Annotated in this window: 23 protein-coding genes; 20 read left to right on the top strand and 3 right to left on the bottom strand. The window is 72.8% G+C overall.

Annotation, left to right across the window (positions count from 1 at the left end; all coding sequences use genetic code 11):
• Position 1: 1 nt before the first annotated feature.
• Positions 2-1,291: a hypothetical protein gene (locus F7R91_RS30300; protein ID WP_150953942.1), complete on the bottom strand. Its 1,290-nt coding sequence runs from the start codon at positions 1,289-1,291 to the stop codon at positions 2-4.
• A gap of 257 nt (positions 1,292-1,548) precedes the next feature.
• Between F7R91_RS30300 and F7R91_RS30295 the strand changes: the two genes are divergently transcribed.
• The 13 genes from F7R91_RS30295 (at position 1,549) to F7R91_RS43075 (ending at position 15,298) form a co-directional block, all read left to right on the top strand.
• Complete coding sequence (locus tag F7R91_RS30295; protein WP_150953939.1) at positions 1,549-3,108, top strand: phage tail sheath family protein; 1,560 nt, start codon at positions 1,549-1,551, stop codon at positions 3,106-3,108.
• A 35-nt stretch (positions 3,109-3,143) separates the two neighbouring features.
• Positions 3,144-3,584: a phage tail protein gene (locus F7R91_RS30290; protein ID WP_150953936.1), complete on the top strand. Its 441-nt coding sequence runs from the start codon at positions 3,144-3,146 to the stop codon at positions 3,582-3,584.
• A complete protein-coding gene (locus F7R91_RS30285) occupies positions 3,581-4,075 on the top strand; it encodes a zinc-ribbon domain-containing protein (RefSeq protein WP_150953933.1) in 495 nt (164 codons plus the stop codon). Before F7R91_RS30290 ends, F7R91_RS30285 begins: the two co-directional genes overlap by 4 nt.
• On the top strand, positions 4,072-4,230 hold the full coding sequence (locus tag F7R91_RS42210; RefSeq protein ID WP_191971692.1) for a DUF6760 family protein: 159 nt from the start codon (positions 4,072-4,074) through the stop codon (positions 4,228-4,230). Before F7R91_RS30285 ends, F7R91_RS42210 begins: the two co-directional genes overlap by 4 nt.
• A gap of 4 nt (positions 4,231-4,234) precedes the next feature.
• On the top strand, positions 4,235-7,582 hold the full coding sequence (locus tag F7R91_RS30280) for a hypothetical protein (protein WP_150953930.1): 3,348 nt from the start codon (positions 4,235-4,237) through the stop codon (positions 7,580-7,582).
• 33 nt (positions 7,583-7,615) lie between these two features.
• Entirely contained in the window at positions 7,616-8,041 is a 426-nt protein-coding gene (locus F7R91_RS30275) for a phage tail protein (RefSeq protein WP_150953927.1), read from the top strand.
• A gap of 73 nt (positions 8,042-8,114) precedes the next feature.
• The gene (locus tag F7R91_RS30270; RefSeq protein ID WP_150953924.1) at positions 8,115-8,837 is read left to right on the top strand and encodes a CIS tube protein; all 723 of its coding nucleotides are present in this window, start codon (positions 8,115-8,117) and stop codon (positions 8,835-8,837) included.
• Complete coding sequence (locus F7R91_RS30265; RefSeq protein ID WP_150953921.1) at positions 8,834-10,663, top strand: VgrG-related protein; 1,830 nt, start codon at positions 8,834-8,836, stop codon at positions 10,661-10,663. Before F7R91_RS30270 ends, F7R91_RS30265 begins: the two co-directional genes overlap by 4 nt.
• A gap of 41 nt (positions 10,664-10,704) precedes the next feature.
• Positions 10,705-11,022, top strand: a complete 318-nt coding sequence (locus F7R91_RS30260; protein WP_150953919.1) for a PAAR domain-containing protein — start codon at positions 10,705-10,707, stop codon at positions 11,020-11,022.
• Positions 11,022-11,444, top strand: a complete 423-nt coding sequence (locus tag F7R91_RS30255) for a GPW/gp25 family protein (RefSeq protein WP_150953916.1) — start codon at positions 11,022-11,024, stop codon at positions 11,442-11,444. Before F7R91_RS30260 ends, F7R91_RS30255 begins: the two co-directional genes overlap by 1 nt.
• Positions 11,444-13,405, top strand: coding sequence for a putative baseplate assembly protein (locus tag F7R91_RS30250; protein WP_150953913.1), 1,962 nt, complete (start codon positions 11,444-11,446; stop codon positions 13,403-13,405). The genes F7R91_RS30255 and F7R91_RS30250 overlap by 1 nt, the downstream gene beginning before the upstream one ends.
• A complete protein-coding gene (locus F7R91_RS30245; protein WP_150953910.1) occupies positions 13,402-13,965 on the top strand; it encodes a phage tail protein in 564 nt (187 codons plus the stop codon). The genes F7R91_RS30250 and F7R91_RS30245 overlap by 4 nt, the downstream gene beginning before the upstream one ends.
• 640 nt (positions 13,966-14,605) lie before the next feature.
• The gene (locus F7R91_RS43075; RefSeq protein ID WP_225320866.1) at positions 14,606-15,298 is read left to right on the top strand and encodes an NADase-type glycan-binding domain-containing protein; all 693 of its coding nucleotides are present in this window, start codon (positions 14,606-14,608) and stop codon (positions 15,296-15,298) included.
• A 386-nt stretch (positions 15,299-15,684) separates the two neighbouring features.
• On the opposite strand, the gene F7R91_RS43070 is transcribed toward F7R91_RS43075, so the two are convergent.
• Positions 15,685-16,098, bottom strand: coding sequence for an HPr family phosphocarrier protein (locus tag F7R91_RS43070; RefSeq protein ID WP_225320863.1), 414 nt, complete (start codon positions 16,096-16,098; stop codon positions 15,685-15,687).
• A complete protein-coding gene (gene dhaM / locus F7R91_RS30230) occupies positions 16,082-16,474 on the bottom strand; it encodes a dihydroxyacetone kinase phosphoryl donor subunit DhaM (RefSeq protein ID WP_150953904.1) in 393 nt (130 codons plus the stop codon). Before dhaM ends, F7R91_RS43070 begins: the two co-directional genes overlap by 17 nt.
• A 61-nt stretch (positions 16,475-16,535) precedes the next feature.
• Here dhaM and F7R91_RS30225 point away from each other — a divergent pair, with 61 nt between their 5' ends.
• The 7 genes from F7R91_RS30225 to F7R91_RS30195 all read left to right on the top strand — a co-directional run bounded on the left by F7R91_RS30225 (position 16,536) and on the right by F7R91_RS30195 (position 23,628).
• Positions 16,536-17,312, top strand: coding sequence for an IclR family transcriptional regulator (locus tag F7R91_RS30225; RefSeq protein ID WP_150953899.1), 777 nt, complete (start codon positions 16,536-16,538; stop codon positions 17,310-17,312).
• A gap of 294 nt (positions 17,313-17,606) precedes the next feature.
• Complete coding sequence (locus F7R91_RS30220) at positions 17,607-18,374, top strand: MIP/aquaporin family protein (protein WP_150953895.1); 768 nt, start codon at positions 17,607-17,609, stop codon at positions 18,372-18,374.
• On the top strand, positions 18,371-19,369 hold the full coding sequence (dhaK, locus tag F7R91_RS30215; RefSeq protein WP_150953893.1) for a dihydroxyacetone kinase subunit DhaK: 999 nt from the start codon (positions 18,371-18,373) through the stop codon (positions 19,367-19,369). The genes F7R91_RS30220 and dhaK overlap by 4 nt, the downstream gene beginning before the upstream one ends.
• 448 nt (positions 19,370-19,817) lie before the next feature.
• Positions 19,818-20,444, top strand: coding sequence for a dihydroxyacetone kinase subunit DhaL (gene dhaL, locus F7R91_RS30210; RefSeq protein WP_150953890.1), 627 nt, complete (start codon positions 19,818-19,820; stop codon positions 20,442-20,444).
• Positions 20,441-22,126, top strand: coding sequence for a putative PEP-binding protein (locus F7R91_RS30205; protein ID WP_150953887.1), 1,686 nt, complete (start codon positions 20,441-20,443; stop codon positions 22,124-22,126). The genes dhaL and F7R91_RS30205 overlap by 4 nt, the downstream gene beginning before the upstream one ends.
• Positions 22,127-22,146: 20 nt before the next feature.
• A complete protein-coding gene (locus F7R91_RS30200) occupies positions 22,147-22,584 on the top strand; it encodes a DUF3052 domain-containing protein (RefSeq protein WP_150953884.1) in 438 nt (145 codons plus the stop codon).
• Between the two features lie 147 nt (positions 22,585-22,731).
• Entirely contained in the window at positions 22,732-23,628 is an 897-nt protein-coding gene (locus F7R91_RS30195) for a glycosyltransferase family 2 protein (RefSeq protein ID WP_150953882.1), read from the top strand.
• Positions 23,629-23,874: the final 246 nt, after the last annotated feature.

Genomic DNA, 23,874 nt, shown 5'->3' with positions numbered 1-23,874 from the left:
TCTACTTCTTCGACTTCTTGTGCTGGCTCACTCCGTCCTCGTACGCCACCGCCGCATGCCCCGGATCGGACATCATCGCCATGTCATCCGCATTGCGGACCAGCTTGACCTTGTCGAACAGCTCGGCGGGGACGACGAGTTCATCGGAGCCGTGGAACATCATCGCCGGACCGGGTCCGGCGGATCCGGCGCTCTCGAACCCGACACCGTCCTCCGAATCCGAGTCACCGAAGTACTGCTGCACATCGGCGTCGTTCTTCACATAGACGGCGACCAGGAACTTCCCCCAGGTCTTCGCATTGTTCTTCGCGGCGGTTGTGCCTGGCGCCTTCATTCCGGTGGGTGCGACCACCGGAGCGACGTAGAATCCGGCCCCCTTCCCGATTCCGTTCGCCTGACCGATCCTGCTCAGATCCGGCCCATCCGTGATCAGACTTCCGAGGCTCTCGATCTGGGTGCCGTGGAACCCGACCAGACGGTAACCGGACAGACTCTCGCTCTGTACCCTCCGGCGTTCCGCTAGTTCCTCCGCGGGCATCTCGCGCCGGAATTCCAGCGGCGCCGACACCCCGAACGTGTCCGTACCCCACTCGCCCTCGTCCCACTGGTCCCCCGAAAGGGACCGCGACGAGGCCGTGCTGGAGGTGTCCGAGTCCTCTTCCTCGTCGCTGCTGCTGTCGTCGCCGCGCCGGAAGAAGCCGCCGCCCTCGCTGCTGCTGTCGCTGTCGCTGCTGCTGTCGCCGGCCAGCTGTGCCTCTTGACGGGCGAGGACCTCCCGCACGGCGTTCCACACCGCGTCGTGGCCGACGGGGCCGTCCACTTGCTCCAGCCGGGCCAGGACCCGCTGCAGGACTGCCGGTTCGGCCCAGTTGCGAGGAGCGGGGCGCGTGGGGTGGCCCACCAGCCATACGAGCAGGTCCGACGCGGAGCGGATCGTCGTGGGCCCTTCGTTCCCGTCCTGGATGGCGAGTTCCTCGCGCTGGACCACCGTCGCCCGCTGGACGGCCGTATCGCCGCGCAGGACGTCGTGGACGGCCGAACGGCGCTGCACGGGAGCTTCGGCGCTCTGCGCGAAGGCCTGCTCGTGGCCGCATCCGGCGTCGTGCTCGTGCACTTCCTGAGCCGAGGGGTGGCCGGCCCGGCGGAGTATCTCGACGACAGCCTCGTTCCCGGTGGCGCGTTGCAGTGCCACCAGGCCGGGGAGCCGCGACCCGCCCGCCGCCGCCGGCGCGCGCGCCGAAGTGCGCTCGTTCTCGGTGTCCGTGTTTCTGGCGTTGTCTCGTGCGCGCAAGGGCCGCTCTTCCCGCGTAGGAAACGCAACCTCTCCTGGATACGCGGTGGATGACCGTGGGGTCCAGGACTCGGAGGGCAGGAATGGTGGCCGGAAGGGCAGTAGGCGGTGGCGTCCGGACGGTCAGCCCGGGGAGTCCGGAAGGGCAGTGTTCTTGCCCCCTGCCAGGGCCGCGGGCACCTGCCGCTTCGTTGGAACGCCGAGCAGACTCGGCCTGGACACAGGTGACCGATCCGTAAGGACGTTAAGGAGCGAGCATGCCGACGTACCTCACCCCGGGCGTGTACGTGGAGGAGGTGCAGTCCGGTGCCCGGCCGATCGAAGGGGTCGGCACCGCCGTCGCCGCGTTCGTGGGCTTCGCCGAGAACGGCCCGTTCCACGCGCCGACGCTGGTCACCGGCTGGGACCAGTACACCCAGCTGTTCGGTGGCTTCACCGAGGATGCCTACCTGCCCCACGCGGTCTACGGCTACTTCGCCAACGGCGGCGGCGCCGCGTACATCGTGCGGATCGGCGGATCCGCCGAGGGCGCCTCCGCGCCGGCGGCCCATGGCGCCGAGCGGCAGGGGGCCAAGGCCGTGGAGCCGACGGAGCTCGGCGGATTCCTGGTCGCGGCCAAGCCGGGCGTCTCCGGGGTGTCGGTGGAGGTCGCCGACGCGGACGGCGAGAGCCCGCCGGAGGACCGCTTCAAGGTCCTGGTCCGCCAGGGCGACCGGGTGGCGGAGACGTACGAGGCCTCCACCCGCAAGAACGTCAAGGGCTATCTGGTCAACCAGGCCCGCCCCTCCCAGCTGATCGAGGTCACCGAGCAGCGCGGTGCCACCCAGAGCAGGCCCGCCAACCAGACCGTGGCGCTGGCCGATGCCCCGGCCGCGCCCGCCGTGCCCGGCGCCGGCGGGGTGTCCCGCCTCGGCCCGGCCGAGTACGTCGGTGACGCCGGGGCCCGCACCGGCTTCGGCGGCCTGGAGACCATCGACGAGATCACCATGGTCGCGGTGCCGGACCTGATGAGCGCCTACCAGCGTGGCGACATCGATGCCGAGGGCGTGCGCACCGTGCAGCTCGCCGTGATCTCGCACTGTGAGCAGATGGGCGACCGGGTCGCCGTCCTGGACGCCCCGCCCGGGCTCTCCGCCCAGCAGGTGCGCACCTGGCGCAACGACGAGGCGGGCTACGACTCCCGGTACGCCACCCTCTACTACCCGTGGGTGCGGGTCTTCGACCCGGCCCTCGGCCGCAACAGCACCGTCCCGCCGAGCGGTCACATCGCCGGTGTCTGGGCGCGCAGCGACGCCGAGCGCGGCGTGCACAAGGCGCCCGCCAACGAGGTGATCCGCGGTGCGGTCGACCTGGAGGTCCGGCTCAGCAAGGGCGAGCAGGACCTGCTGAACCCGATCGGCGTGAACTGCGTACGGGCCTTCCCCGGCCGGGGCATCCGGATCTGGGGCGCCCGCACCCTCTCCTCCGACCCGGCCTGGCGCTACCTGAACGTGCGCCGTCTGTTCAACTACCTGGAGGAGTCGATCCTCCTGGGCACCCAGTGGGTGGTCTTCGAGCCGAACGACGACCGGCTGTGGTCGAGCATCCGGCGCAACGTCACGGCGTTCCTCAGCGAGGAGTGGCGCCAGGGCGCGCTGTTCGGCCGTACCGCCGAAGAGGCCTTCTACGTGAAGTGCGACCGCGACAACAACCCGCAGGAGTCCATCGACCTGGGCCGGGTCATCTGCGAGATCGGCGTCGCGCCGGTCAAGCCCGCCGAGTTCGTGGTCTTCCGGCTGGCCCAGTTCTCCGACAGCACCAGCCTCATCGACGAGTGACCCGCGGGTCCGCAAGGAGAAGGTGACAGACAGTCATGGCAACGGGCGATGCTCTTTCCACCCACGTCTTCGGCGTGCAGCTCGGCGGCTACCTGGTCGAGTCGATCCAGGAGATCAGCGGGCTGACCGTCGAAGAGGAGGTCGTCGAGGTCAAGCAGGTCAGCTCGGACGGCAAACAGATCATCCGCAAGCAACCCGGCGCCCGGCAGGCCGGCGAGATCACGATCACCCGGGGGCTCGACCAGAGCAGCGAGTTCACCAAGTGGATCAAGGAGACCCTGAACAAGGGCGCCGTGAACTCCGCGCGGCAGAACCTCACCATCGAGATCAAGGACTCCGAGGGCAACACGGTGCGTCGCATCCAGCTGATGCAGGGCTGGGCCTCCAAGTGGGAAGGCCCGTCCCTGAAGGCGGGCGAGTCGTCCCCGGCCACCGAGTCCGTCACGATCGTGTTCGAGGAGATCGTCGTCGAATGAGGCGCCGTACGGTGACGGCGGGCAACCTGGAGGAGATACTCCAGGCCACGGCGCCCGCCCAGGCGTCGGAGCAGGCGGTGGCCGCCCCGGCCGCCGCGCCGCCGCGCCGGGAGGACCAGGGGCCGCGCACCGAGTTCGAGTTCGAGCTGCCGCGCGGGTACGTCGACGAGGCGGGCACCGTGCATCGGCACGGCGCGATGCGGCTGGCCACGGCCCGCGACGAGCTGCGGCCCCAGATCGATCTGCGGGTCAAGGAGAACCCGGCGTACCTGAGTGTCGTCCTGCTCAGCCAGGTGATCACCCGGATCGGCAGCGTCACCGACGTACACGCCGGGATCGTGGAGCGGATGTACGCCACCGACGTCGCCTTCCTCCAGGACTTCTACCGCCGCGTCAACAGCGAGGGCCACACCCGCGCCGCGGTGACCTGCCCGCACTGCGAGGGCGGCTTCGAGGTCGACCTCTCGGGTGGGCGCCTGGGGGAATCGTGACGTACGCCCTTCCCCGGCTCCGGGAGGAGATCGCGTACATCGCCTACCACTTCCACTGGCAGCGCGAGGAGCTCCTCGACCTGACCCACGGCGAACGCCGGCAGTGGGTGGCCGAGATCGCCCGTATCAACACCCGCATGAACGAAGGCGGTTGAGCGCATGGCATGGCGGGACAGGCTGCGCCGCCGGGCCGCCGGACCGGACGCCGCGGACCGTCGTCCGCGGCGTACGGGGCGTTCCGACGCCGGGGCGGACGGTGTGTCCGGCGAGGGCCCGGACCGGGGCGCGCCCGGTGACCGGGGTTCCACCATGCCCGGCGACTCGGGTCCCTCTGCGACCGACGGCCACGGTCCCTCCCTGCCCGGCGACTGGGACGGCGGCTGGCGTCGCACCGCACCGCCGCGACTCACCGTTTCCCGCGCCCCGCTCGGCGTCAGCGACGGCCTCGCCTTCCGCGCGGGCCTCGCCGCCTGGCAGAACCCGTCGTTCGACAGCGGCCTCGGCCACGCCCTGCTGCCCTCCGCCCCGACCGGCCTGATGCGCGGCGTCACCCGGCCGGCCGCCCCGCGGCCCACCCGCACCGGCGGAGGTCCGCTGCTGCTCCGGGCACTGCGGCCGGAGGGGGCGGACAGTGCGCCGGATGCGGGGCTGCCCGACGCGGGGCTGCCCGACGCCCCTGCCCCGAGCACGCCGGTCGCGCGCCGGACAGGTCCGTCCGGCTCGGCGCCCTCCGGTTCGAGGACGTCGGGTTCGACGGCGTCCGGCTCGGTCCCCTCCAGCCCGGCACCCTCCGACGCAGGGCCTTCCCGTGGCGGCTCCGGCGGCGCACTAGCGGCGGACACCGGCTCCGGGACAGGGCCCGTGGTGGCCGGTCCCGGCAACGGCGGCGACAACAGCACTGCGGGGAAGGGGCGTTCGAGCGAAGCGCCGCGGACCCGTGGCATCACGTCCGGGGATTCCCCCGACGTGCTCTCCTCGTCACCTCCTCCCGTCCAACGGGCCGTGGCGCCGGGCACGGCCCCGGTCGTGACCCCCGCCGACACCGGCCGCCCGTCGGCCGCTCGGGAGATTCCGCTGGTGCGACGTGTGTCGGTGCTCCCGGGCGCAGTCGCCGACGGGGGCGTGGCACGGTCCGCTTCCGACGGGTCCGCCTCTCAGACACGGGTCGGCACGCCCCAGCCGGACTCCGGAAGCACATCCCGGTCTTCGGCCGGTTCAGGGGGCCGTAGGCCCGCCGGCCCCGCCGTCCGGCGCAGCGAGACGGGGACGACAGGGCCCCGGTCCGCCCGGGGAGGCAGGCAGCCGGAGGCATCCCGTGCCTCCGGCGCCGAGGTGCTCCGTGTCTCCGGCGCCGAGGTGCCCCACCCTGCCGTCCGGCTCCGGCCGGTGGGGCCTCGCCTGACGGTCGCCCGGCGACCGGCTGGACCCGTGCGCCGTATCCGCGCCCTGCGGCCCCCCGCCACCCCGGCGACCGCAGACGGCGCCACCCTTGACGCACCCCGTCCCGCCTCCGCCCCGACCGCACCGTCCGGTACCGGGGTGCCTTCGCCCGCCCCCGTACAGCGTGCCGCCACGCGCACGGCGAGCCGCGCGCCCCTCGGCGCCCCGCTGAGCGAGCTGCCCTCCACAGCCGCACCGCCCGCGGAGGGCGCCCCGGCCCCACACCCCGCGCCCGGCGCCGGATCCGTGTCCGGTCGGGCGCTCCCCGTCGTCCAGCGTCACGTGGACAGCACAGCGGAAGGCACCGTCGGCACCCCGCGCCCGTACGACGACGACGGCGGTGCGAGGGGGACGACTCGGGGCGCCTCGCGTCCGGCCGATGGCGGTGGCGGCGGGGGGACGGCCCACGGTGCCCTGGACGGCCCCGCCGAGCCGCGCCACACCCCCGGCCCAGGACGGAGCGGTGCACGTGTGCGCGGTGGCCTGGGCGCGCCGCTGCCCGCGCTGCCGCCCAGCGCCGACCTGCCCGGTTCAGCCGCGTCCGGCACCCGCCCTGCTCGCCCGGCGCCCGGCCCGGATGTCCAGCGCGCCCCGGCCCGCCAGGACCAGGGTTCCGGAGCCGCTCCGGCACCGTCCGCCGCGGATCGCGACCGGACGCCCGGCGAGGCCGCACCCCTCGCACGGGAAGACGCGCGGGAAGGGAGCAGAGCGGACGCGCCGCTGCTGGGGGCCGTCGACGTCCAGCGCAGCCTCGGGGACCACCCCACCACCCGGGGCACCACGCCGCCCGGCCCCGCGGACCATGGGAACGGGCCGCCCACACCGCTGGTGACGCCGTCCCCGGGCGTCGCGCCTCACAGCCCGGCACGGGGAGGCGCCGTAGGCCCGGAAGGTCCGGCCGGGAAGGCTCCACGACTCACCGCGACGTCCGGCGGGCCGGGCCCCGGCGACCGACGGTCCCAAGGCCCCGCCGTCCCGGGCCCGGTCGTCGTCGCCCGTGCCATGTCCGAAACCACCGCAGGCGCACGGGCCACGACCGAATTCGGGGGAAGCGCCGGGGCCGCGACCGGCGGCGCCCGGCCCACGACCGAAACGATCGCGGGCGCCCGGGCCGCGGCCGAAGGTGCCCGGGGCGCCCGGACCCCCGGCGCAGCCGACCCGCGCCCTCTCGCCGTCACACGCCCCGGAGCCCTCACCGCTCCGGCGGCACCCTTCCGCACTCTCCAACTGCTCCCCGCGCGCCCCCTCACCCTGAACACCCGCGCCCCGGAAGGCGTCGCACCCGCCGCGGCCCGTCCCCGCGGCCGTCCGGTGGTGGCCGCGCGCTGGCCGGGCACACCGGCCGACGCCGGGGGAGACCCCGCCGGACCGCACGGGGGACCCGCAGGGCCGACGCGGGGACCGTCCGCGGGAACCCCGGCGACACCGGGACCGTCCGCCGGAGCCCCGGCGACTCCCGCGGGCCGGCGCGCCGCCACCGCGCATCCCGGACCGGACAACCCGGGTGTACGAGGCACCGGTTCCCCCGCTCCCGTTCAACGCGTCCCGGTCGTCCGGCCCGCGCCGCCGCAGGGGCAGGCACCCGCAGTGGTCGCTCCGGCGGCCGCCGTACCGGCGCGGCCCCTGCCCGTGACCGCCCCGCAGGCGCCGCCTCTCGCGGACCGCCCGGCGGCCACGCCGACCCCGTCGGCACCGGCGGAAGGCGTCCCTGTGGTCCGGCCCAGGCCCGTCACGCCGGGCCCCGGACCGGCGGTGGGCGGCGGCAGCGGAGGCGGGGCGGCAACCCCGGTCCAGCGGGAGGCCTCCGGCGTCGGTGGTGCCGTACCCAAGGGCGTACCGGACAAGGCGGTGCCGACGCGCGGCCGGTCCCGGTCGGCCTCCGTGTCCTCCGGTTCCGTCGGCTCCTCCGGCAAGCGTGCCGCCCACCGCGCCGAGGCGCCGCAGGACCCCGGCATCGACCTGGACGACCTGGCGCGCCGTCTGCTGGACCCGATGGCCCGGCTGCTGCGCACCGAACTGCGGCGCGGCCGGGAACGCACAGGCCGCCCCTACGACGGACGCCGCTGAGGGCGCGGAACGGATCGGACGGATGACGGACGAATGACAAGCAGCATCTTCGCGACGAGCGTGTTCTTCCGGCTCGCGATCGGCGGCAACGACCTGGGCGCCTTCCACACCTGCTCCGGCATGGGTGCGGAGGTGGAGATGGAGAGCTACGCCGAGGGCGGCAACAACGGCTTCACCTGGCAGTTGCCCGGCCGCGTGACCTGGTCGAACATCACGCTGACCCGACCGGTCACCGCCGACACGGCGAAGATCGCCCGCTGGCTCGACGAGACGCTGAAGCGGGTGGAGCCCAAGGACGGCGAGATCGTGGCGCTGAAACCGGACCTGACCCGGATCATCAGCTGGCAGGTGTCCGGGATCGTGCCGGTGCGCTGGCAGGGTCCGTCCTTCGACCCCAGCAGTTCCCAGGCCGCGGTGGAGACCCTGGAGATCGCCCACCAGGGACTGCGTCCGTCCTGACTCTCCGTCATAAACACTCCGTCATAGACCCCTGTCCGCCCGCCCAATCGTTTCTCGGAAAGGAAGTCCCGGCATGTCCCCCTCGGTCCGCTCCAGTCGGGCCCGGGCCCAGCTGACCCTGAAGGAGCCCCCCGCTTCGGTCGGCGCGAAGCCCGGCGGGACGATCGCGCGGCTGAACCTCCAGTTCAACCCGTCCACCCTGGAGCTGCGCAAGACCACCGAGTGGCGGCGCTCCCCGTCCCGCATGGCGGGGCAGTCGGCGCTGCCCGAGTTCGTCGGCAGCGGCCCGCGCGAGCTCAGCCTGTTGGTGTTCCTGGATGCCACCGCCACCCACGACAACTCCGTGGAGCTCGCGGTGGAGAAGCTGATGAAGGCGTGCGTGCCGACCCCTGCCAGCCTGGGCCGCAAGAAGCCGGCCAGCCCGTGGGTGCGGTTCGAGTGGGGCAGCGCGCGGACGACCTCGTTCGACGGGGTGCTCTCCAGCCTGTCGGTGACGTACACGCTGTTCGACGTGGACGGCAAGCCGCTGCGGGCCACCTGCGCGCTGTCCATCGAGGAGGCGAGTGTGGATCCGCCGGGCCAGAACCCGACGTCCGGCGCGCGCACCGCCCGCAGTACGCACACCGTCGTGGCGGGCGACAGTCTGGCTCTGCTGGCCTGGCGGGAGTACGGCGACGCGACGGCCTGGCGGGTCATCGCGGAGGCGAACGACATCGACGACCCGATGGCGCTGGTACCCGGCACCGAACTGGTGGTGCCGGGGCTGCGCGACGCGGGCGAAGAGGAGGAGCGGTGACCACAGCCGCAGAACGGGGCGGACGGTCGTTCGCGGCGGACCCGGTCGTGGAGACGCCCGGCGAACTTCCGCCGATCTGGGCCGCCCAGCTGGTGAGCTGCGTGGTGGACGAGAACATGGGCCTGCCGGACGCGGCGGTGCTCACCTTCCGCGACCCCGACCACGAGTTCCTGAAGGCGACCGCCATCACTATCGGCACCCCGTTGAAGGTGTCGGTGGTGACCGTGTCCGGGCAGGCCCGCGAGCGGCTGTTCACCGGCGAGGTGACCGCCCTGGAGGTGGACGGGGACCGCACGGGCTCGTTCACGGTGGTGCGCGCCTACTCCAAGGCGCACCGCCTCCAGCGCGGCCGGAAGGTGGTGGCGTACCGGAACATGACGGCGGCCGCCATCGTCCGCAAGGTCGCCGCCGGGGCGGGCCTGGCCTGCGGAACGGTGCAGGCCGCGCCGGTCACGTACAAGCAGCTGTCGCAGGCGAACGTGTCCGACTGGGACTTCCTGCAGTACCTGGCGGCCGAGAGCGGCGCGCAGGTGTGGGTCGACGACAAGGGGCTGCTGCAGTTCACCAAGCCGCAGAAGGCGTCCGGCGCGCCCGCGCCGTCGACCTCGGCCACCCGTAACCCGATGGTGCTGGAGTACGGGCGGAACCTGCTGGCGCTGCGGGCCTCGCTGTCGGCCGCGGACGGCGCGCAGCAGGTGGAGGTGCGCGGCTGGGACGTGACCACGAAGCGGCCGCTGGTGGCCCGGCAGCCGTCGGTGAACAGCGAGACCGTGGTGCCGGGGCTGAGCCCGGCGTTCGCCGCCCGGTTCGGCAAGTCGTCGAAGGTGACCGTCGCCGACACCCCGTACCGCACTCAGGCGGAGACAACCGCGGTCGCGGACGCGGTGGCCGGTCAGGTCAGCGCGGGCTTCGGGGAGCTGGAGGCGCTGGTCGTGGGCAACCCCCGGCTGCGGGCGGGCAAGCCGGTGGCGCTCGGCAACGCCGGGCAGGCGTTCTCCGGCAAGTACACGGCGACGGCCGTGCAGCACGTCCTCGAACCGCACGGCGGATACCGCACGACGGTGTGGGTCAGCGCCAGCCCGGACCGCTCCCTGACCGGCCTGGTCACCGGCGCCAACGCACCGTCCCGTGGCCCGCGCATGCCGGGTCTGGCGATCGGCGTGGTGACGGATGTGCGCGAGCCGGGCGGCGCCGAGAGCGGTGCGGTGAAGCTGAAGTTCCCCTGGCTGGACGACACGTACGTCACCGACTGGGTGCGCACCGTGCAGTGGGGCGGCAAGGGCGGCGGGGGCGTGGTCAGTCCGGAGGTCAACGACGAGGTCCTGGTGGGCTTCGAACAGGGCCTGCTGGACAGTCCGTACGTCATCGGCGGGCTCTACAACGGCGTGGACAAGCCGTCGAAGCACGACGTCCCGCTGATCGACAGAACCAGTGGGAAGGTCAACCGCCGTTCCATCGTGTCGCGTTCGGGGCACCGGGTGGAGCTGCTGGACGCGAGGGCACCCGGTCGCTCCGGCGTGCGGTTGATGACCGGTGACGAGCGCCTCGAAGTGTTCCTGGACGACCGGCGGGACCGGATCGAGCTGAAGGTGTACGCCGGGAAGGGCAGCCGGCAACCCCTCACCTCCGTCCTGCTCGACAAGAAGGGCATCACCCTGGACGCGGGGCGCGGAAACGTGAGCGTGTCGGGCCGGAACGTGGACATCAACGGCAGGGTCGGGGTGAAGATCGGCGGCCGCACGGTGAGAGTCGCCGGCAGCTCGAACGTCACCGTCGACGGCGGTCTGCTCGGTGTCCTCAAGGCCAGGCTCATCCGCATCAACTGACCTTTGCCCACGACTCTTCACATCTTCGCAAGGAGCGCCGCATGCCAGCCGCAGCCCGTACCGGCGACCCCACCAACCACGGCGGGGTGATCGCCACCCCGCCGCCCGCCGCCGCCAGGGCGGTGGCGACCGTGCTGATCGGCGGCCGCCCCGCCGCCGTCGTGGGCAGCGTGCACACCTGCGCGACGCCGCCGCACGCGGCCCTGGGACCGGGCAACGTGATCATGCCCAACCCGGCCGCGGCCACGGCGGGCACCGTCCTCATCGGCGGGTTGCCGGCCGCGCGGGCGCGCGACCAGACGACATGCGGCGCCATGATCGTGACCGGCGCCCCGAACGTCCTGATCGGGGGTGTGTGATGAGCGAGCGGTTCATCGGGCGCGGCTGGGCGTTCCCGCTGCGGGCCGGGCCGACCGGCGGGATCGGCATGGTCGAACGGGAACGGGAGATCGAGGAGGCGATCCGGCTGGTGCTCGGCACCGCGCCCGGCGAGCGCCCCATGCGCCCCGAGTTCGGCTGCGGCATCCACGACTACGTCTTCGCCCCGGGCGACGGCGCCACCGCCGGGCGTATCGCACAGCAGGTGCGTGAGGCTCTCGAACGGTGGGAGCCGCGGATCGCGGTGGACGACGTGGTGGTGGCCTTCGACGCGGTCGAGGACGGCACCCTCTACATCGACGTGCACTACACGATGCGTTCCACCAACGACCGGCGCAACCTGGTCTTTCCCTTCTACACGATCCCCTCCGAGGAGGGGGCCGAGGAAGTGGTCGCGGACTGATGGCCCTGCCCTCCCCCAACCTGGACGACCGGCGGTTCCAGCAACTCGTCGACGAGGCGAAGCGGTATGTGCAGCAGCGCACCCCGGAGTGGACCGACCACAACGTCTCCGACCCGGGCGTCACCCTGATCGAGACGTTCGCCTACATGGTGGACCAGCTGCTGTACCGGCTGAACCGGGTCCCGGACAAGAACTACACCGCGTTCCTGGACCTGTTGGGCATCCGCCTGTTCCCGCCGGCCGCGGCCGGGGCCGACGTCGACTTCTGGCTGTCGGCACCGCAGCCCGACACCGTGGCGCTGCCCGCGGGCACCGAGGTGACCACCGCGAGCGGCGAGTCCGAGGACACCGTGGTGTTCACGACCACGGACGAACTGCCCATCGTCCCCAGCGAGTTGATACGACTGGTGACCGCGCCGCGCACCGGTGAGCAGACCGACATGACCGGCACCCTCGCCGAGGGCCGGGACGTACGCTGCTTCCAGACGGCACCCGAGCCGGGCGACGCGCTGCTGTTCGGGCTGCCGGCGGCGGTGCCGCGCTGCATCGTCGCGGTGCGCCTGGACAGCCGGGTCGAGGGCATCGGCGTGGACCCGCGTCAGCCCCCGCTGGTGTGGGAGGCGTGGGACGGTGGCGGCTGGCGGCAGTGTGAGACCGGGACGGACACCACCGGCGGCCTGAACCGCCCCGGTGAGGTCATCGTGCACGTACCTGCCGGACACGCGGCCTCCGTGATCGGGGGGACGCGGGCCGGCTGGCTGCGCTGCCGGGTCACCGAGGCGGAGCCGGGCCAGCCGTTCTACTCGGAGTCCCCGACGGTGCGCGAGGCGGTGGTGTTCACCGTCGGCGGCACCATGTCCGTCGAGCACGCCGAGACCGTAACCGACGTACCGCTCGGCACCTCGGAGGGCGTGGCCGGGCAGACATTCCGGCTCGGCCGCCCGCCGGTCCTGCTCGACACCGACCCGCCGGTCGTGGAGGTGTCCTCGGACGAGGGATGGCAACGCTGGGACGTGGTCGAGCACTTCGGCCGCTCCGGACCCGCCGACCGGCACGTCCGCGTGGACGCCACCACCGGCGAGTTCGGCTTTCCCCCGGTGCTGCGCGAGCCGGACGGCACGCTGCGGCACTGCGGCGCCGTACCGCCCAAGGGCGCCCGGATACGGGTGGCCCGCTACCGCACCGGCGGCGGCCCGGCGGGCAATGTCGCCCGCGGCGCGATCTCCGTGCTGCGCAGCTCCGTTCCGTACGTCGCACGGGTCACCAACCGGGAGGCGGCGCGCGGCGGTGTCGCCGGTGAGACCGTCGCCAACGCCAAGCTGCGGGCGCCGGAGGTGCTGCGGATGCAGGAGCGTGCGGTGACCGCCGAGGACTACGAGATCATCAGCCGCCAGGCGGCGCCCTCGATCCGCCGGGTCCGCTGTCTGCCCGCCGGGGACGGCGCGGGCACGGTGCGGGTGCTGGTGGTGCCGGACGCGGTGGCCGACGAGGGCGACGACCGGCTCCGCTTCGAGCAGCTGATCCCCTCCGACCAGGTCCTCGAAGCGATCACCGCGAGCCTCGACGAACGCCGCCTGATCGGCACCCGCCTCGTGGTGGAGCCGCCGGTCTACCAAGGCGTCACCGTGGTGGCCCGGCTCGCGACGGCACCGGGCGACACCGACCGCGTCCGCGACGCGGCCCTCGACGCCCTGTACCGCCACCTCAACCCGCTGAACGGCGGTCCGGACGGCACCGGATGGCCGTTCGGGCGGCCGGTGCAGTACGGGGATGTGTTCGGCGTGCTGCAACGCGCCACCGGCAACGCGCTGGTCGAGGAGATCCTGCTGTTCGCCGCCGACCCGGTCACCGGACGCCGCGGCGCCCCGTCGGACCGCATCGACGTGGCCGCGGGCGCGCTGGTCTTCTCGTACCAGCACCAGGTGGTTGTTGCACCGATCGAGGCGGAGGGGCGTGGATGAGCCGCGCCGTCGTGCCCGGCCTGCCGAGCAAGTACCCGATCGGTGAGCAACTGCCCGCCCTGTACGCCGACGACGACTTCGCGCAACGGTTCACCGCCGGTCTTGACACCGTCCTCGCCCCGGTGTTCGCGACCCTGGACAACCTGCCCGCGTACCTCGACCCCCGGGTGACGCCGACCGACTTCCTGGCCTGGCTGGCATCGTGGGTGGGCGCCATCGACGACCCGCAGTGGCCGGTGGAGCTGCGCCGCGAGGCGGTCGTCCGCGCGGTCGAACTGCATCGCTGGCGCGGCACGAAGCGGGGCCTGGTCGAGGCCCTGCACCTCGCGCTCGGCGTGCACGCGGAGGTGGCCGACGACGGTGGCTCGTGGTGGTCGAGCACCGCCGGAACCGACCTGCCGCCGGAGCCCCCCGCCGGGCCACTGGTCCGGGTGTGGCCGGGCCGCGAGGCGCGGGTGAATGCGGCCAGGGTCCACGAGATCGTCCGGACGATGTGCCCGGTGCACACCGTCTGCCGGGTGGAGGTCCTGCCCGGCCCGCCCGCCGACGAAGGGAGGTGACGCCATGCGCGCGTGTCCCGCGTGCGGGGCGTCCAACGGCTCCACGGACGACTTCTGCGGCAACTGCGGCGCGTATCTGGGCTGGTCGGACAGGACATCGCCCTCGAACACGCCGTCGGCTACGGCGCCGGAGCGGTCGGGCCCCGGGCGGCCGGGCTCTGGGCGGTCGGGACCCGAGCAGTCGGCCCCTGCGCCGTCGGAGCCGAGCGCGCCCGGGCGGCCCCAGGCCGGACCCGACGACGACGCCCGTACCGATGCGCCCGCCACCGCGCGCCGCTCGACCGGAGGTGACGAGGAGGCCTCCCGCACCGACGAGCCCCAAGACGCTTCCTCCGGCGGGGCAGCTGAGTCCACGACACCCGCGCCCACCGCACCACCCACGTCGGCCGGTTCCGCACCCACCGCATCATCCGCTTCGACGGCACGGCCACCCCAGGCCCCGCCCGCACCACCGGCCCCCGCCCCCGCCACGGCCCCCGCCCCCGCACCGGCCCCCCGGAACACGCCGGGCCCCCGCCCCCCTGCCACCCCCACCCCGGAGGCACCGGCGGCGGACCCCGTCGGCCCCGTGCGCCCCGCGAAGCCGGTGGCCCCCCGCCCCGTCGTTCGACAGGCGGCGGTGCCGGAAGAGGGAGAGGGGGTGCCCTGCCCTTCCTGCGCCACGCCCAATCTGCCGAGCCGCCGGTTCTGCCGACGTTGTGCGGCCGAGCTGAAACCCGCCGCGAAGGCGGCGCCGCTGCCGTGGTGGCGTACGGTGTGGCCGTTCCGCCGCCGGGTGCGGGCCAGCTCGGGCCGCGGGGTGCGGCTGCTGGTGATCCTGGCCGTGGTGCTGGCGCTGTGCGCGGGCGGCTTCCTGCTGCTGCCGGCCGGCCGTGCCCTGTTGGAGGACACCCGGGACAAGCTGGGCAAGGCCAAGCCCGTGACGCCGGTGGGCATCGAGGCGAGCGCCGAGGTCCCCGGGCACCCGGCGAAGAACAGCACCGACGGGCTGAGCGATCGCTACTGGGGCGCGCCGGCGCCGGGTGCGTCAGTGACGTACACCTTCGGCAAGCCGTTCCGGCTGGTCGACCTGATCATCACCAATGGCGCGTCCGCGAAGCCGGAGGCGTACGCCGGCCAGGCCCGCGCGCTCCAGGTCACCATGGAGGTGACGTCGCAGGACGGCGAGAAGCGCACCAAGCAGCTCACCCTCAGCGACAAGCCGGGCCCGCAGCCGATCCACACCGGCATCAGCGACGTCAGGACGATCCGCCTGGTCCTGCGCTCACCCACCGGCCTGACCAAGGGCCGTCATCTGGCCGTGGCGGAGGTCGAGTTCTTCCAACGCAGCTGACGGGGGAAGTACGGGGAAGTACGGGGAGTCACGGACACTGCGGGTGGCACGGGCGGGAGTTGTTCGAATGACACGGAGTTGCCGCTTCGCGCTCGATCCCGGCTAAGACGCGGCAGAAGGGTGCGGCGGTCGTCGGCCTCGGGCAGCGACAGCCACAGCACCGCTGGGGGCGGCGCGTGGGCGATCGCGTTCGTGACCAGTTCGGACATCACCAGGACGGCCGCGTCGACGGTCTCCGGGGGAAGGCCCCAGACCGTGAGGACCCCACGTGCCCGGCCCGGCGGCGCACCGGGGAGGCGGCACCGGGGATGTGCGGCAGCGGGCAGAGGTGTTCGGTGTGCGGGTGCGGGGCCACGTCGGTGGTGGACAGGGGCGTGGCCGGACGGTCATTCGGCGTTGGCGAGGACGTCGGCCAGCGCGGTCACCGCCCGTTCGGCATCGGGGCCTTCTGCGCGGACCGTCACGGTGCTGCCCGCTGTCGCGCCCAGGCCCATCACGGCGAGGACACCGGTCGGGTTGACGGTCCGTCCGCCGTGCTCCAGCCGGATGGAACTGGTGAATCCGGCAGCGGCGCGGGCGAGTTGGCCCGCCGGGCGGGCGTGCAGGTGGGCAGGCAGGACGATGGCGATCTCGTGTCCAGCCGCGGTCACGTCGGCCGTGGCGGCCGTGGTGGTCGTCGCGGCGGTTGTGCCGGTCGCGGCGGTTGTGCTGGTCGCGCCGGCCGTGCCGGTCGTACACCTCGTGTCGGTCGTACTGCTCGGGCCGGTCATGGTGGTGGGGGCGTCAGAGCTTGTGGACATTGCGGGCCTCCTCGGCTGCTTTCACGACGGTCGTCAGATCGGCGCCCGACGCGGCGGTGACGACCGCTGCGACGGCTCCTTCGACGAAGGGCGCGTCGACGATGGTGACGTCGGTGCGGGGATGGTCTTCCAGGACGGTTCGTGCCGTCAGGACGGAGCTGCCGAGGTCGGGAAGGACGACGACGCCCGCTCCCTGGTCGGCCTGTTGAATGGCGGTGAGGACGAGGTCGTAGCTGGTGCCGATCCGGCCGTCCTCGGTTCCTCCGGCGGTGGCGAGGGGGACTGTGTCGGAGCCGATCTGCTCCACCAGCAGGCGAAGGCCCGCGGCGAGCTCGGCACTGTGGGACACGAGTACGATGCCGACAGGTGTTCTCATGAACAGTCACGGTAGATGTCAGAACGCTGTTCATCAATACTGAATCAGGGAGAACTTTTCGATGGTGCAGGCGGTACACCGGGCGGTGCAGATCTTGCGTGAGCTCGCCTCCACGGGGCCTCGGCTGGGTGTGACCGAGCTGGCCGACCGCCTGGGCGTGGCCAAGCCCACCGTGCATGCGCTGCTGCGCACGCTGGAGGCCGAGGGGCTGGTGGTGCAGGACCGGGGCAGCTCGAAGTACCAGCTCGGGCCGGACCTGGTGCAGCTGGGCAACGCCTACCTGGATACCCAGGAGCTACGGACCCGCTCGCTGACCTGGGCGGACCAGCTCGCCACCCGGGCGAACGAGGCGGTGTGGGTGGGCGTGCTCACCGGCGACCACGTCCTGGTGGTCCACCATGCCTTCCGTCCCGAGGGTGCCGTGCAGATCCTGGAGGTGGGGGCCAGTATTCCGTGGAGCACCTGTGCCCTGGGCAAGGCCATCGTGGCGTCGGTTCCGGCCGCGGAACGCGAACGGCTGCTCGCAGGAGGGCCGGTGGTGCTGACCGGCGCCAGCATCACCGACCCGGAGGAACTGGCGGGCCAGCTGAAAGAGGTGCTCCGGACGGGATACGCGATCGAGGACCAGGAGTCCGCCATCGGGGACGCAGGCGTCGCATCCCCTGTGTTCGACCGCTCGGGTGAGGTGGTCGGCGCCATCGGCATCGTCGGTCCTGTCGAGCGTCTGCTGGTCGAATCGGCACGTCAGGAGCTTGCGGTGGCGGTCCGGGAGACCGCCCGGAACCTCTCGCGCGACCTGGGTGCTCCCCGCGGGGCCGCGCGCATGGCCGGCGCCTGATCCGCCTGCTCGACAGGCCTCGACCGGGCCCCTCGGTATCGCGCCGAGGGGCTTTTCTCGTGTCCGCGGTGCCCGTTCCCGCCGCACCTCTTGACACGCGTGAAAGCCGGGCCTAATTTCCGGAACAACGTTCATCAATGATGAACTAGCAGCCCGGATGTCATCGGCAATCCGGTTCCCCTGAGCCGGCCGCCAGGATGCCCACCCCTGACCACCTGGCGGCCACCTCCCTTCACAGCCCGCTCCACGCGGAGGAGGTGAGACGCCCACGCCGCTCGGCGCTGGGCGCCATCAATGGAAGAAAACACCTACCCACAAAAGCTCGCGGCCGAAATGCTCGGCACCGCGGTGCTGGTGTTCATCGGCGTCGGTTCGGTCCCCGCGACGCTCATCGTCGGCGGCGACGCCCCGTTCACCATGGCGCAGCTGGGCATGATCTCGCTGGCCTTCGCCACCGCCGTCATCGCCCTGGTCTACGCGATCGGCCATGTCTCCGGCTGCCAGATCAACCCGGCCGTCACCCTCGCGCTGGCGGCCACGAGGAAGATGCCCTGGCGGGACGTCCCCGGCTACATAGCGGCCCAGGTGGCCGGGGCGGTGCTGGGAGCCCTCGCGATCGTCGGAGTGCTGGGCAGGAAGGCCGTCGACGTCGGCCTCGGGATCGCCGCCTACGGCACCGATGTCGGCACCGGACAGGCGTTCTTCGCCGAAGCGGTGGGCACGTTCATCCTTGCCTTCGTCGTCTTCGGGGCCATCGACCGGCGCGCGGCCGGGGGCTTCGCCGGCATGGCGATAGGCCTCGGGGTGTTCGCGATCATCATCCCGGTGGCGCCGGCGACCGGGGCGTCCATCAATCCGGCCAGGACGCTCGGCCCGATGATCACCGGGCAGCTGTACGGCGGCACGGTCCACTGGGACCAACTGCCCGTCTACCTGATCGCCGAGGTGCTCGGCGCCCTCGCCGCCGGTCTCGCTTACACCGCGCTCAACTCCCACCACAAAGCAACCGCCGTCGACAACCCGGTGGTTGAGCCCGCCGCCGCCGAAGGAGCCCTGTCGTGAAGAAGCTCATCAACGCCCCCGAGGCGGTACTGGACGAGGCCCTGGCCGGAATCGCCGCCGCCCACCGGGAGCTGACGGTCGACGCGGAGAACAAGGTGATCACCCGCGCGGGCGGCACCGCGGCCGGCAAGGTCGCCCTCGTTTCCGGCGGAGGCTCCGGGCACGAGCCGTTGCACGGTGGTTTCGTGGGGCTCGGCATGCTGGACGCGGCCTGTCCCGGGGAGGTGTTCACCTCGCCGGTCCCCGGCCAGATGCTGAACGCCGCGCAGGCCGTCGACACCGGCGCGGGCGTGCTGTTCATCGTGAAGAACTACACGGGTGACGTCCTCAACTTCCGGATGGCCGCCGAACTCGCCGGCGAGGAGGGCATCACCGTGGAGACCGTGCTGGTCGACGACGACGTAGCGGTCCAGGACTCCACCTGGACGGCGGGCCGCCGCGGCACCGGCGCCACCGTCTTCGTCGAGAAGATCGCCGGGGCTCTCGCCGAGCAGGGCGCCGACCTCGCCACCGTCGCCGAGATGGCCAAGCGGGTCAACGCCGCCTCCCGTTCCTTCGCCGTGGCACTGACCGCCTGCACCACTCCTGCCTCCGGCAAGCCGGGGTTCGATCTGCCCGAGGACGAGATGGAGGTCGGCGTCGGTATTCACGGCGAGCCCGGCCGCCGCAGGGAGAAGCTCCGCCCGGCCGGGGAGATCGTGGCCACCGCCCTGAAGGCGATCCTCGCCGACCAGCCGCTGGTCGCCCGGGACGAGACCATCGTCATGGTCAACGGTCTGGGCGGCACACCGCTCATCGAGTTGTACGTGGTCTTCAACGAGGTGGCGGCCGCGCTCGCGGGCAAGGGCGTGGTCATCGCCCGCAGTCTTGTGGGGAACTACGTGACCAGCCTGGACATGGCGGGTGTTTCCATCACCGTGTGCAAGGCCGACGCCGACATGCTGTCCCTGTGGGACGCACCTGTGAACACCCCGGCCCTGCGCTGGGGCGTCTGAACCGAGCCGGGGGCAGGGCCGCGACGCGCGAGGCCGGGCCCGGGCCTTCCCGCGCCGGCCCTGGCGGACCGCGCTGCGCGTGTACGTGTCGGCCCTGGCGGACCGCGCTGCGCGTGTACGTGTCGGCCCTGGCGGACCGCGCTGCGCGTGCCCGTTCCGGCCCTCCCGGACCGGACGGCGCGAACCGTGCCGGTCCTCCCGGACCGGACGGCGCGAACCGTGCCGGTCCTCCCGGACCGCACCCCGCGTATCCGGGTCGGCCCTGGCGGACCGCGCTGCGCGTGCCCGTTCCCCCGACCGCTGCACGTATCCGCGCCGTTCCCCCCGGACCGCCCACCGCGTATCCGCCCCGTCCCCGGCTCCTCCACCTCGAACCCGTCACGCATCGACCTCGACCACGACTTCGACCTCGACTTCGACCACGACCACGACCACGAACGGAGACACCGTGGACATCGACCTCGCCCGCACCTGGGTGCAGGCCATCGCCGCCGCCGTGGACCAGCACAAGGACCACCTCACCCAGCTCGACTCGGCCATCGGCGATGCCGACCACGGCATCAACATGCAGCGCGGCTTCTCCGCCGCCACCGCGGCCCTGGCAGGGCTGGAGCCGGACACCGTCGGGGCCGTCCTGGTCAAGACGGGCACCACGCTCATCTCCACCGTCGGCGGAGCCTCCGGTCCGCTGTACGGCGGAGCCTTCCGCGCCATCGGCAAGCCCCTGGACGCCCCCACCGTCACGCCCGGGCAGTTCGCCGCCGCACTCGCCGACGGCCTGGCGAGTGTCCGGAAGCTCGGCGCGGCCGCACCCGGCGACAAGACCATGATCGACGCCTACGCCCCCGCGCTGGCCGCCTTCCAGCAGCAGGTGGACGCCGGAGCCGACCTCGCCGCCGCCGCGCTCGCCGCAGCCGACGCCGCCGAGAACGGTATGCGCGCGACCACCCCGATGCAGGCCCGCAAGGGCCGTGCCTCCTACCTCGGCGCCCGCAGCATCGGTCATCAGGACCCCGGCGCCACCTCCACCGCCCTGATCTTCCGCGCCCTCGCCGAGACGGCGGTGGCCAGATGACCGGCCGTCGTACCTATACGGGCCACACTGCCGCGCCCGGCACAGCCCTCGGTTTCCTGCATCGCACCGACCGCCCGCTCACCCGTGCCACGCTGCCCCGCCGCGCCGACGGCGACCCCGCCCGGCAGATCACCGACGCCTTCGACGCCGTGGCCGAGCGTCTGCTCGATCTGTCCCGCTCCCTGCGCGAACAGGGCAAGGACGAGCAGGCCGACATCATGGAGGTCAACGGCTACATAGCCCAGGACCCTGACCTGCGCGACCAGGCCGTCAGGCGGGCCCGTGACGGGCGGCCCGTCCCTGTCCCCGTCGCCGTCCGGCAGGCCGTCGACTCCTACGCCGGCACGATCGCGGCCCTCGACGACCCCACCCTCGCCGAACGCGCCGCAGACGTCCGCCAGGTCGGCCGCCGCGTCCTGGCCCACCTGCACGGAGGCACCGGCCCGGCCCCGGACCAGCCCCTCGTCCTGGCCGCCCAGGAGATCGGCGCCGCCGACCTGCTGGAACCCGGCCGGACGGTGACCGCGGCCATCTCCGTCACCGGCGGCCCCAACTCCCACGCGGCGATCGTCGCCCGCTCCCAGGGGATACCCCTCCTGCTCGCCGTGGACCCGGAACTCCTCGAACTGCCCGACGGACGGGAGATACTGCTCGACACCGACCGGGCCACCGCCGTCGTCCATCCCGACGCCGGCGAACGCACCGCGGCTCTCCAAGCCGTCGAAGCCGCCCGCACCCGCCGCCTCGCACTCGCCGGGGAACGCCATCTGCCGGCCCGGACACGCGACGGACACCGCGTCGCCCTGCGGGCCAACGTGGCCGTCGCCGCCGATGCCCGGGCAGCCCTGACCACAGGTGCGGAGGGCGTCGGGCTGCTCCGCACCGAGCTGCCCTTCCTCAACCACCCCGCCTGGCCCACCCGTGACCAGCACGCGGCCGCCCTGGTCCCTGTCCTGCGCGCACTCACCGGACAGACCGTCACCGCGCGCACCCTCGACTTCGCCGACGACAAGCTCCCACCCTTCCTCGCGCAGGGCGGGCGTCTCGGCCGTGGCCTGCCCCTCATGCTCGCCCAACCCCAGGCGTTCGCGGACCAGTTCCGCAGCCTGCTCGGTGCCGGAGCCGAGACCGACCTGCGCATCATGATCCCCATGGTCGCGACCGTCGACGAACTCCGCGCCTGCCGGTCACTTCTGCACAGCGCGGCAGCGGAACTCGAGCTCGCCGCACCCCCGCTGGGCGTCATGGTCGAACTCCCGGAAGCGGTCGCCGCAGCCGACGGCCTCGCCCGCGAAGCCTCCTTCCTGTCCATCGGCAGCAACGACCTGACCTGCCAGATCCTGGGGCTGGACCGGCGCGATCCCGCCGCCACCCCCGCCATGGCCGCTCACCCGGCCGTGCTCGCCGCCATCCACCAGGTCGTCACCGCCGCACACCGTCATCACCGTCATGTCTCCGTCTGCGGCGACGCCGCCGCACATCCCCTCGTCACCCCTCTTCTCGTCGGTCTCGGCGTCGACAGCCTCTCCGTGGCCCCGGCCGCACTCGACGAGGTCCGCGCCCGCATCCGCCGGCTCCGCCACGACACCTGTGCGACCACGGCCGCCACCGCCCTCACCCTGCGGACGCCCGAGGAGGTGTGGCAGCTCGTCCGGCAGCACTGCCGGCCACCCCTGCCGTGACGGCGGTGTTTACTGGCTTCATGAGCGGTCGAAGCCCCAGCGGGTACTCCGCTACGCCGCTCGCCAGGAAGATCGGCGTCAGGTCGGGGGACCGGGTGCGGCTCAGGGCCGCCCCCGCCGGGTGGGAGATCCCCGGGCTGCCCGACGGCTGTGACGTCGCCGACGGCGGGCCGCGCGGAGCGGATGTCGCCCTCGCCTTCTACCGCGAGCACAGCACCCTCTCGGCGGACGCGCCGGGGCTGGTCGGCGACCTGGCCGACGACGCCATGCTCTGGATCGCCTGGCCCCGCAAGGCCGCCGGGCACGTCAGCGACATCACCGAGAACGCGCTGCGCGAACTGTTCCTCCCGCTCGGTGTCGTGGACGTGAAAGTCGCGGCGCTGGGGGAGGACTGGTCGGGCCTCAAGTTCGTGTGCCGCAAGGAGAATCGCAAGGAGAATCGCAGAGAGAGACGGTAGGAGAGGGGTAGGAGAGCGGTAAGAGAAACGCAGGAAGAACAAGCACCTGCCGACGCGTCCGACTGACGCATCGGCGTATGGAACAAGTCCTCACCGTGAACGGCTAGCATCGCGGGCGCAGACGCCGACCGGGATGGGGTGAGGAACGTGGGAGCGCCGCCGAGGATCGCCGTTGCCGTCGTCACGATGGGCAACCGGCCGGCCGAAGTGGACGCGCTGCTCGAGTCCGTGGCCAAGCAGGATCTCGCCCCCGCCCGGATCGTGATCGTCGGAAACGGGTGCCGGCTGCCCGAGTTCGCGCGCCGGCTGTCCCTGCCCGGTGAGGTCACCACGATCGATGTCGAGGAGAACCTCGGCTGCCCCGGCGGGCGGAACGTGGCCCTGGCCCGGCTGCGGGATTTCGGTGACATCGACGTCGTCGTCGAGCTGGACGACGACGGACTGCTGGTCGACGCCGATGTCCTGCGCCGCGCAAGGGACTTGTTCGAGGACGACCCCCGGCTCGGGATCGTCGGGTTCCGTATCACCGACGAGCACGGGGAGACACAGCAGCGGCACATCCCCCGGATCGGGTCCTCGGACCCCCTGCGCGGCGGGTATGTCACCGGGTTCCTCGGCGGCGGGCACGCCCTCCGGACGGCGATGCTCCATCAGATCGGCGACTGGCCCGCCGAGTTCTTCTTCGCCCATGAGGAGACCGACCTGGCCTGGCGGGCCGCCGACGCGGGCTGGCGGATCCGGTACGCGCCCGAACTGCTGCTCCGGCACCCGAGGACCTCGCCCGCCCGGCACGCCATCTACTACCGGGTCAACGCCCGCAACCGGGTGTGGCTTGTGCGCAGGAGGCTGCCGATCGCGCTGATCCCCGTCCATCTCGGTGTGTGGGTGCTGCTCACGCTCGTACGCGTCCGTTCGACGGAAGGGCTGCGTGCCTGGTTCGGCGGGTTCGCGGAGGGGATCCGGGAGCCGGCCGCTGAGCGGCGGCCGATGAGCTGGCGTACGGTGTGGCGGCTCAGCCGGCTGGGCAGGCCGCCCGTCATCTGACACGGGCCGGCGGACGACTCGACGAGGGTCCCGGCCGTTCACCTCCGCCGACCGGAACCCCCGTGCGTCCCCGGATCCGGCCGCGACGGCGACACTCCCCCGAGTTGCGCGTCGTACGCGCGCGCCCTCCGGCCAGATCCGATGGAGTGATCACATCAGGTCGCCCTAACGGATCGCTAACATATGGCCAACGGTTTTCCGCTTGGCGGGAATCCGACCTGTAAAAAGAGAGGCGATCCCCGGGAC

Origin of the sequence: Streptomyces luteolifulvus (assembly GCF_008806595.1) — a bacterium.
GTDB classification, from domain to species: Bacteria; Actinomycetota; Actinomycetes; order Streptomycetales; family Streptomycetaceae; genus Streptomyces; species Streptomyces luteolifulvus.
This window is presented reverse-complemented; position numbering and strand designations above follow the sequence as displayed.